Source organism: Lentzea sp. NPDC036949 (genome assembly GCF_055608075.1).
On sequence record NZ_JBVJRA010000022.1, the window covers coordinates 14,289 to 27,494 of the forward strand.

The 13,206-nt window shown below is 69.4% G+C and carries 14 protein-coding genes; 9 read left to right on the plus strand and 5 right to left on the minus strand.

Annotated features, from left to right (window positions below):
• Positions 1 to 156 precede the first annotated feature (156 nt).
• Positions 157 to 1,047 (minus strand): oxidoreductase, encoded by an 891-nt coding sequence (locus tag ACZ7CD_RS36810; RefSeq protein ID WP_470371840.1) that lies wholly within the window; start codon positions 1,045 to 1,047, stop codon positions 157 to 159.
• On the minus strand, positions 1,044 to 1,352 hold the full coding sequence (locus ACZ7CD_RS36815; protein ID WP_360397287.1) for a hypothetical protein: 309 nt from the start codon (positions 1,350 to 1,352) through the stop codon (positions 1,044 to 1,046). Before ACZ7CD_RS36815 ends, ACZ7CD_RS36810 begins: the two co-directional genes overlap by 4 nt.
• Before the next feature lie 89 nt (positions 1,353 to 1,441).
• On the opposite strand from ACZ7CD_RS36815, the gene ACZ7CD_RS36820 reads away from it, so the two are divergent.
• The 3 genes from ACZ7CD_RS36820 to ACZ7CD_RS36830 all read left to right on the plus strand — a co-directional run bounded on the left by ACZ7CD_RS36820 (position 1,442) and on the right by ACZ7CD_RS36830 (position 3,625).
• Positions 1,442 to 2,032 (plus strand): TetR/AcrR family transcriptional regulator, encoded by a 591-nt coding sequence (locus ACZ7CD_RS36820; RefSeq protein ID WP_360397289.1) that lies wholly within the window; start codon positions 1,442 to 1,444, stop codon positions 2,030 to 2,032.
• Positions 2,033 to 2,098: 66 nt separating this feature from the next.
• On the plus strand, positions 2,099 to 2,779 hold the full coding sequence (locus ACZ7CD_RS36825) for an SDR family NAD(P)-dependent oxidoreductase (protein WP_360397291.1): 681 nt from the start codon (positions 2,099 to 2,101) through the stop codon (positions 2,777 to 2,779).
• A gap of 240 nt (positions 2,780 to 3,019) precedes the next feature.
• Entirely contained in the window at positions 3,020 to 3,625 is a 606-nt protein-coding gene (locus tag ACZ7CD_RS36830; protein ID WP_360397293.1) for a response regulator transcription factor, read from the plus strand.
• 252 nt (positions 3,626 to 3,877) lie between these two features.
• On the opposite strand, the gene ACZ7CD_RS36835 is transcribed toward ACZ7CD_RS36830, so the two are convergent.
• On the minus strand, positions 3,878 to 5,008 hold the full coding sequence (locus ACZ7CD_RS36835) for a sensor histidine kinase (RefSeq protein ID WP_470380708.1): 1,131 nt from the start codon (positions 5,006 to 5,008) through the stop codon (positions 3,878 to 3,880).
• Between the two features lie 373 nt (positions 5,009 to 5,381).
• On the opposite strand from ACZ7CD_RS36835, the gene ACZ7CD_RS36840 reads away from it, so the two are divergent.
• From ACZ7CD_RS36840 to ilvN, 3 genes are read left to right on the plus strand one after another with little or no spacing between them, the layout of a single operon-like run.
• A complete protein-coding gene (locus ACZ7CD_RS36840) occupies positions 5,382 to 6,197 on the plus strand; it encodes an AfsR/SARP family transcriptional regulator (protein ID WP_360397297.1) in 816 nt (271 codons plus the stop codon).
• A 20-nt stretch (positions 6,198 to 6,217) separates the two neighbouring features.
• Positions 6,218 to 7,924, plus strand: a complete 1,707-nt coding sequence (locus ACZ7CD_RS36845) for an acetolactate synthase large subunit (RefSeq protein WP_470371839.1) — start codon at positions 6,218 to 6,220, stop codon at positions 7,922 to 7,924.
• Positions 7,924 to 8,190 carry an acetolactate synthase small subunit gene (gene ilvN / locus ACZ7CD_RS36850; protein ID WP_470371838.1) on the plus strand — a complete coding sequence of 89 codons (267 nt, stop codon included), beginning with the start codon at positions 7,924 to 7,926 and terminating at the stop codon, positions 8,188 to 8,190. The genes ACZ7CD_RS36845 and ilvN overlap by 1 nt, the downstream gene beginning before the upstream one ends.
• Positions 8,191 to 8,254: 64 nt before the next feature.
• Here ilvN and ACZ7CD_RS36855 read toward each other — a convergent pair whose 3' ends face one another.
• The gene (locus tag ACZ7CD_RS36855; RefSeq protein ID WP_360397301.1) at positions 8,255 to 8,737 is read right to left on the minus strand and encodes an SRPBCC domain-containing protein; all 483 of its coding nucleotides are present in this window, start codon (positions 8,735 to 8,737) and stop codon (positions 8,255 to 8,257) included.
• Between the two features lie 165 nt (positions 8,738 to 8,902).
• Here ACZ7CD_RS36855 and ACZ7CD_RS36860 point away from each other — a divergent pair, with 165 nt between their 5' ends.
• The 3 genes from ACZ7CD_RS36860 to ACZ7CD_RS36870 all read left to right on the plus strand — a co-directional run bounded on the left by ACZ7CD_RS36860 (position 8,903) and on the right by ACZ7CD_RS36870 (position 12,442).
• Positions 8,903 to 9,340, plus strand: coding sequence for a nuclear transport factor 2 family protein (locus ACZ7CD_RS36860; RefSeq protein WP_360397303.1), 438 nt, complete (start codon positions 8,903 to 8,905; stop codon positions 9,338 to 9,340).
• Between the two features lie 24 nt (positions 9,341 to 9,364).
• On the plus strand, positions 9,365 to 10,444 hold the full coding sequence (locus tag ACZ7CD_RS36865; RefSeq protein WP_458433799.1) for an acyl-CoA dehydrogenase family protein: 1,080 nt from the start codon (positions 9,365 to 9,367) through the stop codon (positions 10,442 to 10,444).
• A 243-nt stretch (positions 10,445 to 10,687) separates the two neighbouring features.
• Positions 10,688 to 12,442 (plus strand): MFS transporter, encoded by a 1,755-nt coding sequence (locus ACZ7CD_RS36870; protein WP_458433798.1) that lies wholly within the window; start codon positions 10,688 to 10,690, stop codon positions 12,440 to 12,442.
• A 170-nt stretch (positions 12,443 to 12,612) separates the two neighbouring features.
• Here ACZ7CD_RS36870 and ACZ7CD_RS36875 read toward each other — a convergent pair whose 3' ends face one another.
• Positions 12,613 to 13,086 carry a hypothetical protein gene (locus tag ACZ7CD_RS36875; protein WP_360397311.1) on the minus strand — a complete coding sequence of 158 codons (474 nt, stop codon included), beginning with the start codon at positions 13,084 to 13,086 and terminating at the stop codon, positions 12,613 to 12,615.
• Positions 13,087 to 13,206 lie beyond the last annotated feature (120 nt).

Consider the following 13,206-nt stretch of genomic DNA (forward strand, 5'->3'; position numbering starts at 1 on the left):
GAGCAGCCTCGTTGTTCACGATCTGTTGTTCACGCGAGTCGTGCCGACCATGAACAACGCGCCGCGCCGAGACTGTTCCTCGCCCGGAGGTGACGACCGGGTAGCCGGTGTCCTCCGACTCCCCCCAAGCGGGGGCACCGGCCCGGCCCTTCCCGCCTACGGCAGGTCGGGGGTGATTCCGGTCAGCTTGACGGTGAGGTCCCAGAGGCGGCTCGCGGCGAGGTCGTCGCGAGCCGCCGGGGTCATCCCGGCGATCGCGGGGTGGCCGCGCAGGCCGTTGAAACCGCCTGGCCCGTAGTAGAGGCCGCCGTGCGCGTCCGGTGAGGTCGCCGCGTAGAGCTGCGGCAGCGCGCCCATCTCCACCGACTGCGAGAACAGGTGGCTCAGGCGGCCGCCGAGGCGCATCACCGACGACCTGTGCGCGCTGGCCATGTTGTTGGTCAGCTCGGTGGCCGTCATGCCGGGGTGCGCGCCGATCGACGCCACATCCGGGCAGCGGCGGTCCAGCTCGCGTGCGAACAGGATGTTGGCGAGCTTCGACTGGGAGTACGCGGCGGCGGCGTGGTACGAGCGGTGTTCCCAGTTCGGGTCGTCGAAGTTCATGCGGCCGTACTTGTGCATGATCGACGCCACGGTCACCACCCGCGCGCCTGGCCGTTGCCGCAGCACGGGGAGCAGCAGGAACGTCAGGGCCGCGTGGCCGAGGTGGTTGGTGCCGAACTGGCGCTCGAAGCCGTCGGCCGTCCGGCCGAGCGGGACGGCCATGATGCCGGCGTTGTTGACCAGGACGTCGAGCGTGCCGACCCGGTCGGCCGCGGCGCGGACGGAGGCCAGGTCGGCGAGGTCGAGCGGGAGGACCTCGGCGGACCCCCTGACCTGGCGCCGGGCCGCCTCACCGCGTTCGGTGGAGCGGCAGCCCATCAGCACGTGGGCGCCTTTGTCCGCCAGCACCTGGGCGGTGCGCAGGCCGAGACCTGAGTTCGCACCGGTCACCAGCACGGTGCGGCCGGTCTGGTCAGGGATGTCCGCGTCGGTCCAACGACTCATGGGGTCATTCCTACCGCCCGGTAACTGCCGAGCGGAAGGTGGGCGTCGAGTACCGCTCGCAACACCGGCTCGTCGGCCGCGAGCTCCGCGGTCACCCGGTCCTCGTCGACGGGGCCGTCGAGCGCGGCGGCCTCCATGCGCGCGGTCAGCTTGTTGTGCCAGCGGTGGTCGAGCGCCAGCAGCAGTTCGTCGAGCGAGGAGAACACGTCCGGATCCACGATGAGCGGCGCGGACGGGTCGCGACGGGCGTCGTGCAGCACGGCGTCGAGCGCGTCGCGGCGTCGGTAGTGATCGGCCCAGGCCATGGTTCGTACCCCCGGTTTCTCGCATACCTTCGGTATGACACGACCATACCACCGGTACGTACCGCCGGTATGTGAGCTACGTTTCGTCCGTGCGAAACCGACGGGCCGAGTACTCGGAGTCGACCAGGCAGGCGCTGGTCGACAGCGCGGTCGACCTGTTCACCAAACGCGGCTACGCCGGCACGTCACTCGACGAGGTCGTCAAACGCGCACGTGTGACGAAAGGCGCGCTTTACCACCACTTCAGCGGCAAGCAGGCGTTGTTCGAGGCGGCGTTCGCGCAGGTCGAGACGAAGTCGATCGAGCCGCTGGCGGCTCTGGTGACCGGCGAGGGCGAACCGTGGGACATCGCGGTCGCCGGGTTGCGCGCCTACGTCCGCAAGTGCCTCGACCCCGAATACCAGCGGATCATCGTGCACGAAGCGCCGGTGGTGATGGGCTGGGAACGCTGGCGCGAGGCGGAGGAGCACTTCAGCTTCGGCCTGCTGCGCACCGCCGTGCAGCTGCTCGTGGACGCCGGTGAGATCGAGGAGGCGCCGGTGGAGATCATGGCGCGGCTGCTGTTCGGGGCGCTGTCCGCGGGCGCGAGCACCATCGCCAGCTCGTCCGACCCGAAGCGCACGGGCCGCGAGGTCGAAAGCGCGATCCTGCGGGTACTGGAGGGACTGCGCAAGAAGTAGTCGAGTTCCGCCCTAGCGGCCCGGCGCAACGTCGATCACCACGCGGACAACGAGGTGGTCAGCATCATGATCGAACCGGTCAACACGCGCCTGGGACTCGACGGCAAGCTAGCGCTGGTGACGGCGGGGACCCACGGGCTCGGTCTCGCCATCGCGAGCAAGCTCTGCGACAACGGCGCCCACGTCATCCTCACGACCTCTGCCGACGACGTCGACCTGGAGCGCGCGAAGCTCGTGCTCGCGGGCAAGCCCGGCTCGGTGACGGTCACCCAGCTGGACATCACCGACGAGCACTCGGTGCGCCTGCTCCTCGACCGGGTCAAGGAGGAGCGAGGTCAGCTCGACGTGTTCGTGCACCACGCCGTCTCGCCCGACCTCACGCCGTTGCTCAACGTCGTGGAGCCGCTGGCCAAGGCCTTCGTCGACGGCGGGCGGGTGGTCGTCGCCGGCTACACCGTGACACCGGTGCACGGCGTGATCCGCACACTCGCCCTGGAGATGGCCTGGTACCGGGTGGCCGTCAACGCCGTCGTCACCACCGTCGTCGACAACGGCCCCATGAACATCGACCCCGACCTGGTCGACCGGCTCGCCATCAAGAGCCCGTCCGGGCGGGTGACCCTGCCGGAGGACATCGCGAACGCGGTCGCATTGCTGTGCACCGACGAGGCCTCCTGGATTCAGGGTCAAGTCATCACCGTTGACGGCGGACTCGAACTGCTGGAGCGGTGGGGCGAAACGCGCTGATCTTCGCGAGGTGCATGCTCCACCGGTCCGCTCGGGTGCCACTCGAGCGGACCGGTTCGCGTTTCGGAAACCGAGCAAGGAGTGAGCGTCCGGTGACCCGCGGTCATCTGGCGATTGGCAATATTAATTGCTCATAGCGCATTCGGAGTAACGCTGGCCGCAATGGGTCCCGATGCTTGTCCTGCATGGTCACCGAGTGTAAAACTCGAAATGGTGACCTGGGGGCAACTAGGGGGTCGGATGATCAGAGTGCTGCTCGCCGAGGACGTGCAAATGGTCCGGGGCGCTTTGGTCGCTTTGTTGAACCTCGAACCGGATATTGAGGTCGTCGCGTCCGTCGCGACCGGTGACGAAATCATCGCGGCGGTGGAGAAGAACAAACCGGACGTCGCGGTGCTCGACATCGACCTCCCCGGCATGGACGGCCTTTCCGCCGCCACCGTCATCCACGACACCGCCCCCGACACCCGGACGCTGATTCTCACGAGCCTCGGCCGGCCGGGAACGCTGCGCCGCGCGTTGAACGCCCGCGTCAACGGTTTCATCCTCAAGGACGCTCCCGTCAGCGAGCTCGCGGACGCCATCCGCGGCGTCTCCGTAGGCCGCAGGGTGATCGACTCGCAGCTCGCGCTCTCGGCGTGGGACACCGACGAGTGCCCGCTCACGCCGCGAGAGCTCGAGGTGCTGCGGCTCGCCTCCGACGGCGCCGACGCCATGGAGATAGCCACGACGCTGTTCCTGTCCGTCGGCACCGTGCGCAACTACCTGACGGCCGCGACGGCCAAGCTCGACGCCCGCAACCGGGTCGACGCCGTTCGCATCGCCCGCAAGTCCGGCTGGTTCTGACCGGACCCGCTCTGACAGCTCACCCTTTGCAATGACTCTTTGGACGACGTCCGCAAAAGACCAGTTGCAAAGGGGTAGCTGTCTGACGCGAGCTATCTGAGGCGAGCTGCCGGCGGTGAGCTACCTGGCGGTTGAGCAACTTTGCAACGAGTCTTTGGACGACGTCCGCAAACGAGTCGTTGCAAAGGGGCAGGTCGGAGGGGTGTGAGGAGCGCGGCTGGAGAGCTGGGCGCAACTGATATATCGGTGTAGCTACACCTGAGGGTGTGCGTTGGCGCGGGCCGGGACGCACGGGATCGCGGCGTGCACGTGGAACGAGCCGTCGCCGGTGTGGCGGGCGGTGAAGGTGCCGCCGGCGGCTTGGACGCGTTCGGCCTGGTTGCGGACGCCGTTGCAGTCGAGCGAGGTGGAGCGGACGGCGGCGCCGTCGTTGACGACGTCGAGCAGGACCGTGCTGCCGCGCTGGTGGACGCCGATGGTGCAGGTGCTGGCGTCGCTGTGGCGCAGGACGTTCGTCACGGCCTCGCAGAGCACCGCGGACAGCACGGTCTCGATGGCCTCGGGCAGCGGGTCGTGGTCGAGCTCGACGCGGACGTCGATGTCGGAGGCCGCGAGCATCGCCTTGGCGGAGTTCGAGATGTCCGCGAGCGAGAGCGGACGGTAGGCGCGGGCCAGGGAACGGACGTCGGCCAGGGCGTGGTGGGTGATGGTGAGGATCTCGCTGATGTGCTGCTTGGCGTGGTCGGGGCTGTCGGCGACGATGCGGTGCGCGAGCTCGCTCTTCAGCTTGATCGCGCTGAGGCTGTAGCCGAGCAGGTCGTGCAGGTCGCGGGCCACGCGGAGGCGTTCGGCGGCCACGGCGGCGACGGTGGTGTCGACCGCGTCCAGGGGCAGCGGGTCCGGGGGTGCCGCGACGGGGGCGGCGGGGGCCGGGCGGTGCGTCGCGAAACCCGTGGCCAGGCCTGCCAGCAGCAACGCGGTCGCAGCGGTGGCCATCATGGCCTCGCCGTGCGCTGCCTGGGCGAGACCGGTGGCGATCACGGTCAGGATGAACAGCGACCAGCCGAAGAACGGGCGCAGCACGACCAGGGCGTTGCCCGCCACCAGGCCTGCCACGCCCGCCCAGGAATGCCCGAACGCGACGTGCGGCAGCACCAGCAGCAGGGCCTGCGCGGCCAGCACCAGGTGCCTGCGGAGTACCGACAGCTGCCCGAAATAGGTCAGTTGCAGTACGACGAGCAGTGAGAAATCAATGGCCGAGACCACCAATTCGGGGGTGTCGCCGGCGAGCAGCAGAGCGCGGGTCAGGTCCGTCAGGCAGACACCGGCGAACAGGGCGACGATGACCGCGCGGTATCTCGGTATCGCAGGCGATGCAATCAACGTGCCCCCCAAGAGCAAACCGCCCAAGAGCAGACGCAGCACTCTCGTGATCACGACGTGCGCTCAGGCCCGAATACTAGACAGACCAGAGCAGTCAGGTCTGACTTACTGTATCGGTGCAGATCGTTGTTCCGCATTGACTCGCAGCTCAATTTCACGCGAAAGGACCAGTATTTTCGGCAACAGTCACCGCATGTGTTCGCGTGCTTACCGGACGGATCTGTTTGGGTTCGTTTGAGCATATGAATTTTTCACGCCGGCCGCAGTAGTTCGCCATCCGAGAGTCGTGGCGGGATACGTGGCGTGCGATAGCCCCGCCCAGGTGAACTTGGTGGCACGACCAAGTCGACCGCCGCTGTCAGGGGAGGATCCAATGGAGATCAAGGTTCTGGGACCGCTGGAGGCACGGGAGAACGGCGTCTCGATCGCGCCGAGCGCGGTGAAGCCCCGTCAGGTGCTCTCGCTGCTGGGCCTGCAGGCCGGGCACGTCGTCACGGTCCCGACGTTGATCGAAGAGCTCTGGGGGATGACACCGCCGCGCAGCGCGCTCACCACGCTGCAGACCTACGTGCTGCAGGTGCGGCGGCGCATCGAGGCGGCCATGCCGGGCGAGGGTCCCGGTGTCGCGAAGAACGTCCTGGTCACCCGGTACGGCGGCTACATGCTGGACGTGCCGCCGGAGGCCGTGGACGTCCGCAGCTACGAGCGGCTCGCCACCGCGGGTCAGCGCGCGTTCGAGATCGGTGACCTGGAGTCCGCCTCCCGGCTGCTGCGCAACGCCGCCGACGTGTGGCGCGGCCCGGTGCTCGTGGACGTGCAGATCGGCGTGCGGCTGGGCATGGAGGTCACCCGCCTGCAGGAGAGCCGCCTGGGCGTGCTGGAGACGCGCATCGAGGCCGACCTGCAGCTGGGCAAGCACCAGTCGCTGCTGAGCGAGCTGTCCGTGCTCACCGCGCAGCACCCCATGCACGAGAACCTGTGCGCGCAGTACATGCTCGCGCTCTACCGGGCCGGCCGGCAGTGGAAGTCGCTGGAGGCCTACCAGGCGCTGCGGGACACGCTCATCGAGGAGCTCGGGCTTGAGCCGTCCGAAAGGCTGCGTCAGTTGCAGCGGGCGATCCTGAGCTCCGAACCGTCGCTCGACAAGCCCCTGTCCCCTCGCCAGCTGGAGCGTCAGCTCGCGGGCTGAACCCCCGTCGGGAGCACATCGTGGAGACCACCGGTGCAGGTGCGTTGATCAAAGCGCTTGAGGACGTGGGCTGCGAGGTGATCTTCGGGATGCCCGGTGGGGCGATCCTGCCCGCGTACGACCCGCTGTTCGACTCGAAGATCCGGCACGTGCTGGTGCGGCACGAGCAGGGCGCCGGGCACGCCGCGCAGGGGTACGCGCAGGCCACCGGGCGGGTCGGGGTGTGCATGGCGACGTCGGGTCCGGGGGCGACGAACCTGGTCACGCCGATCGCGGACGCCTACATGGACTCCGTGCCGATCGTGGCGATCACCGGCCAGGTCAGCCGGTCGGTGATCGGCACGGACGCCTTCCAGGAGGCGGACATCCGCAGCATCACGCTGCCGATCACCAAGCACAGCTTCCAGGTGCACGACCCGGCCGACATCCCGCGGGTGGTGGCCGAGGCGTTCCGGCTCGCCGCCACCGGACGGCCGGGACCGGTGCTGGTGGACCTGCCCAAGGACGTGCTGGCCGCCACCACCACCTACACCCCGCCCAAGCCCGTCGCGCAGTCCCGCCCGGCGCTCTCGCCGGTGCAGGTCCGCACCGCCGCCCAGCTCATGGGCACGTCGAAGCGCCCGGTGTTCTACGTGGGCGGGGGAGTGGTCCGCTCCGGTGCCGCGGCGGAGCTGCTCAAGCTCGCGAACTCCACCGGCATCCCGGTCGTCACCACGCTGATGGCGCGCGGCGCGTTCCCCGACTCGCACCGCCAGCACCTGGGGATGCCGGGCATGCACGGCACGGTGCCCGCCGTCGCCGCCCTCCAGCGGGCCGACCTGCTGATCGCGCTCGGGACCCGGTTCGACGACCGGGTCACCGGGTCGCTGCCGCACTTCGCCCCGCACGCCGCGGTGGTGCACGCCGACATCGACCCGGCCGAGATCTCCAAGAACCGCAAGGCCGACGTCGGCATCGTCGGTGACTGCCGCGACGTGCTCGCCGCCCTCAACGCGGTCGTCTCCCACGTCCCCGACCTCACCGAGTGGTGGGCCTACCTCGACGGCCTGCGCACCACCTACCCGCTCGGCTACGACCACCCCGAGGACGGCGCGCTCGCACCGCAGTACGTCATCGAACGGCTCAGCACGCTCGCCGGCCCCGAGGCGATCTACACCTCGGGCGTCGGCCAGCACCAGATGTGGGCCGCCCAGTACGTGCGCTACGAACGCCCCGGCTCGTTCATCAACTCCGGTGGCGCGGGCACGATGGGGTTCGCCGTGCCCGCCGCCATGGGAGCGCAGACCGGCGCGCCCGACCGCACGGTGTGGGCGATCGACGGCGACGGCTGCTTCCAGATGACCAACCAGGAGCTCGCCACCTGCGCCGCCGAGGGCATCCCGATCAAGGTCGCGATCATCAACAACGGCAACCTCGGCATGGTCCGGCAGTGGCAGACCCTGTTCTACGAGGGCCGGTACTCCAACACCCGGCTCGGCACGCACGACCGGCACCCCGACTTCGTCAAGCTGGCGGAGGCGCTGGGCTGCGTCGGGCTCCGCTGCACCACGCAGTCCGAAGTGGACGACGTCATCCTGGAGGCCATGTCCGTGCGGGACCGGCCGGTCGTCATCGACTTCGTGGTGGGGCAGGACGCCCAGGTCTGGCCGATGGTGCCCGCCGGCACCGGCAACGACGAGGTCATGGCCGCACGAGGAATCCGCCCCCTGTTCGACGAGGAAGAGTGATGACCAGACATTCGCTGTCCCTGCTGCTGCGCAACGACCCCGGTGCGCTCGCCCGGATCGTGGTGCTGTTCTCCAGCCGCGGCGTCGAGGTCGAGTCGCTGAGCCTCGGCCCCGCCGAGCGCGGTGAGCTGTCGCGCCTCGACGTCGTGGTCGACCTGCAACCCGGCCGCACGCCGGCCCAGCTCATCAAGCAGCTCGGCCGGATCGTCGACGTCAAGAGCGTCGTCGACCGCACCCACGCCGAGGCGCTCGAACTGGGCGCCTGAACAACGGAGAATGGCCGCCCCGAACCTGCGGGGCGGCCATTCTCCGTTCCTGCGCCGGGGTGCCTCAGGCCGCCTTGGGGACGTGGCGGTCGACGACGCCGGCGTACTTCTCCAGCGTCTCGCCGGGGGACGGACCGTCGAGGGCCTTGTGGATGCTCTCGGCGATCTCGCCGTGGCGGTGCAGGTCGGCGTGCGTCAGCGTGACCTTCGTCGTGGCCGGGCCGACGACCTCGAAGTCCACCTTGATGAACGACGCCTTGTCGTCCTCGAAGATCGGCTGCCAGTAGGGGCCGACCCGCCACGTCATGACGAGGCGCTTCGGCGGGTCCCACTCGGTGATGGTGCCCCAGGCGATCTCCTCGCCGTCAGCGCCGCGCTCGAAGTAGCGGCCGCCGACGAACGGCTCGATCGTGATGGCCTGCCGGTCCTTGACGAAGACGTGCGACTCCGGCCACCACTCGATCGGCCGTCCGGCGAAGATCGCGAACGCCTGCTCGATCGTCGCCTCGACCGTCACCGACTTGGCGACATCGGGAGTTGAGGCCATGTGGCCCTCCTCGCGGGGTTGGGTTGCGGGTGATGTCGCTGTTCACCGTGACCGGTTTGTCTCAACCGCCGATCGAACCGAGGTCGAACCAGGACGGCTCGACCGGATGTCCAGTGCCGCCACCCATATTCGCGGTAGCGAAACCCGGCAGACCGAGGAGTTGTCGTGTCCCCAGCCAGTGTTGCCGCCTCCGTTGCGGTCTACATCGAGGTCCAGACGTTCTACGCCCGGCAGATGCGGCTGCTCGACGCGTTGGACGTGGAGGGCTACGCCCAGACGTTCACCGAGGACGGCGTCACCGACCACGCCCACCGCGGCGAGAAGGTCGAGGGCCGTGCCGCCCTGATCGCCGGCGCCAGCGCCGCGCTGCCCCGCTACAAGGGGGTCGCCGTGCGGCACTGGAACGACCACTACCTGGTCGAGGAGGTCGACGAGAACACGCTGAACGTCAGCTACGCCTCGCTCGTCACCCGCACCACGCTGGACGGCCAGGTGTCGTTCGAGCCCACGTTCTCCATCGAGGACGTGCTCGTGCGCATCGACGGACAGCTCTACACCAGGTCCCGCACGATCCACCGCGACCTGCCCGTCCAGGCCGCGTGACCTGCACACCCAGGAGGTGACGAGGTGACTGCTCAACAAACCGGGCTGGCCGCCGCCGCGGAGAAGGTCAAGCTGATCGCCGCGGAGCACGCGGTGCAGGCCGACACCACCCGCGAGCTGGCCCCCGAGGTCGTGGAGGCACTGCGCGACGCCGGGTTCGCGCGGCACTTCGTCGCAGCCGGGCGCGGCGGCTCGCAGGGCACGTTCGCGGAGCTGACCGAGGCCGTCATCACCGTGGGGCAGGGCTGCTCGGCCGCCGCGTGGTGCGCGTCGCTGTCGGCGTACTCGTCCCGGTTCGCCGGGCTGCTGCCCGAAGAGGGCCACGACGAGATCTGGGCATCCGGCCCGGACACGTTCGTCGTCACCGGCCAGCCGCCCATGGGCAAGGGCACGGTCGTGGACGGCGGCCACCGGCTCAGCGGCCGGTGGACCTACGTCAGCGGCGTGGACTTCGCCGACTGGGCGCTGCTGTGCGGCATGGTCGGTGACGAGGGCCGCTTCTTCGCGGTGCCGCGCGGCGACCTCACGGTCCTCAGGACGTGGGACAGCGTCGGGATGAAGGCGACCAGCAGCCATTCCGTCGTGGTGGACGACGTCTTCGTGCCGTCCCACCTGTCGCTGAACCGCGCCGACCTGCTCACCGGCACCAGCTGGTCGCCGGTGCCGAGCCACAACGTCCCGTTCCAGGCGGTCGGCGGCCTCACGTTCGTCGCACCGGCCGTCGGAGCGGCGATGGGAGCGCTCGACGCGTGCGTCTCGGTGCTGTCGGGGAAGAAGCAGTCCGTCACGTCCGCGGTCGACCTGGTCCGCGCGTCCGGTCAGGTCGAGTCGGCGAAGCTGCTCGTCGAGCAGAACGCCAGGGTGCTCGACGACCGCGAGTTCACCCCGGCCGCGATGGCGCGCAACGAGCGCAACGTCGCCTACGTGGCCGAGGTCCTGGTCGATGCGACCGGTGGCCTGGTGCGGGCCGCCGGCACCGGTGGCCTCGCGGAAGGTGGTGCGCTGCAACGGTTCTGGCGCGACGTCGTCAGCTGCTCCAGCCACGTCGCGCTGCGGTACGAGACCGCGTCCGTGCGCACCTACCCGGCGTCGCTCTTCGGCTGACGCCGGGAGAACCGGCCCCGGCGCCACTGCGCGGCGCCGGGGCCGCAGGCGTGCCGTCGTTCCGCTCCGCCGCGACCTGACCGGAACTCAAGCGGAGGGGATCACCCTGGTAGCTCGACCGGCAGTCGTCGTTTGGAGGCAGGAGGTGGGACCTCGTTCAACAAGACCGGCTCTCCAGCCACGACGAGTCCTGACCCACCCCCTGCCGTGCGCAGCGGAACATCAGTCATCTGAGGAGAAATCGTGACCTCCACCAACACCAACCCCGACCTGGAGTCGCCACCGGCGGCTGCCGCTGCGCAGGCGGCTGCGGTCGTCGACGCGCCGGCGGCCGACCCGCGCCGCTGGATCGCGTTCATCATCATGACCGTCGCGACGTTCATGGACATGCTGGACGGCAGCATCGTCAACGTCGCACTCCCCGCGATCCAGCACGGCATGGGCGCGAGCTTCGTGCAGCTGCAGTGGATCACCGCGGGCTACGTCTTCGCGTTCGCCCTCACACTGATCACCGGCGGTCGCCTCGGTGACATCTACGGCCGCCGCCGGATGTTCCAGCTCGGCGTCCTCGGCTTCGTCCTCACGTCGTTCCTGTGCGGCATCTCGATCAATCCGGAGATGCTCGTGGCCTCCCGCCTCGCGCAGGGCCTCGCGGCCGGCCTGATGGTGCCGCAGGTCATGTCGATCATCCACGTCACCTTCCCCGACAAGGAGAAGGGCGCGGTCTTCGCCATCCAGGGCACCATCGGTGGTCTCGCGGCCACGATCGCGCCGCTCGTCGGTGGCCTCCTGGTCGCCTGGAACGTCTTCGGCTGGGACTGGCGGACGATCTTCCTGGTCAACGTCCCGATCGGCATCCTCGGCTACGTGCTGGGCTGGAAGTACATCAACGAGTCGAAGGCCCCGAGCCGCATCCGCCTCGACCTCGTCGGCGTCGTCCTCGCGACCGTCAGCCTCACGGCCCTGCTGTTCCCGCTGACCTTCGGCCGCGAGCTGCACTGGCCGGCGTGGGGCTTCGTGCTGATGGCCGCCTCCGTCGTCGGCTTCATCGGCTTCGTCGCCTACGAGAAGGCCAAGCAGCGCAAGGACGGCATGCCGCTCGTGCCGCTGAACCTGTTCAAGTCCCGCAGCTTCTCCGCGGCCCTCGCGCTGATGCTGGGCATGTTCAGCTTCACCGGCATGTTCATGCTGGCGCTCTACCTGTACCTGCAGGAGGGTCTCGGCTTCTCGCCGCTGCGGACCGGTGTCACGCTGCTGGCGTTCTGCATCGGTGCGTTCATCACCGCGTCGGCCTCGGTCATCGCGCTGGTGCCGAAGTTCGGCCGCGCCGTCCTGCAGGTCGGTGCCGTCGTCATCGCCGTCGGTGTCGCGGTGCTGCTGTTCTCGGTCAGCCCCGACGTCACGAGCTGGGGCCTGGTTCCCGGGCTGCTGCTCATCGGCCTCGGCTTCGGCATGACGGCCACCCCGATCGCGCTGTTCGCACTGCAGGAGGTGCCGCACGAGGACGCGGGTGCGGCCTCCGGCCTGATCAACACCAAGCAGCAGCTCGGTTTCGCGGTCGGCATCTCGGTCGTGACGCTGGCGTTCTTCTCGCCGCTGGCCTCCCACGGCGCGACCAACGCGGAGTCGCTGACCCCGCAGGTCCGCCAGGAGCTCGTGGCAGCCGGTGTCGCCGACGCCAGGGCGGACGAGCTGGCCGGTGCGTTCAAGACCTGCGCCGTCAGCGGGTTCGCCGGCACGCCGGAGTCCGGTGCGGCGGCGTGCGCCGCCCTGCAGGCCGACCCGCAGGCCAAGGCCGTCGCCGACAGGTACACGCACCAGGCCGCGGGCCAGTCCTTCACGGACGCGTTCCGCACCACGCTGTACGTCGGCTTCGGCTTCGCGGCCCTCGCGCTGCTGCTCGCCTCCTTCCTGCCGCGCTGGCTGAAGCAGGAGGAGTGGGGCGCTCCCGCCGAGGACGGTGCCGCCGAAGGCGCTGAGGAACCCGCCAAGGCGTAGTTCCACCGCTGTCGCAGTCAGGGGCCCCGGACCACCCGTCCGGGGCCCTCTGCTGTGAGCACGTGGGGGCCCCGCGTGCCTCCTGGGGGAACGCGGGGCCCCCGCGTGCACGAGAACAGGCCCCCACGCGGGTGGTGGGGGCCTGTGGGGTGACGGGGTGTGACGGGGGGTCAGATGCGGAACGCGGCGCCCTCGACGTCGACGGGGCCCTGCCACGGGGTGCCGTCGTTCATGTTGATGTAGGTGTGCGCCTTGGTGCTGAACTTCTTCTTGTTCGCGCTGATCTTGCCCAGGTGGCTCGCGTTGATCGAGCCGACCGGGTTGCCGTTCTCGTCGCGGTGCGCGTGGTGGGTGATCCAGAAGCTGAACTGGCCGTCCTTCGCCGCCGTCCAGACGCCCCGGCCCTCGAGGTGGTCGGGGTAGCCGGGCTTGGTCTCGCAGTGCAGCTGGTAGTCGGCGGTGAAGTCGCAGAACAGCGGCGTCAGCAGCGGCGGCTGTTCGATGTGGATGGTGACGGTGAGGTCCCAGCGGCCGACGAGCGCGTTCTCGTAGCTGGGCTTCGCGGTGGCACCGGCGGCGGCGACGACGGGTACTGCCAGCGCACAGGCGGCCACGGCGGCCATGGCCTTCTTGCGGACGTTCATGGGGGACGCCTCCGATGAGGTGGGGCAGCGGACGCGCTGAGTGTTGTTCGCGCAGCTCAAGCACCCCTGTAGCGCCAGTTGTGACCCGAGGCGGCTTCGAGGCGGGTTGCGGAGGATGGC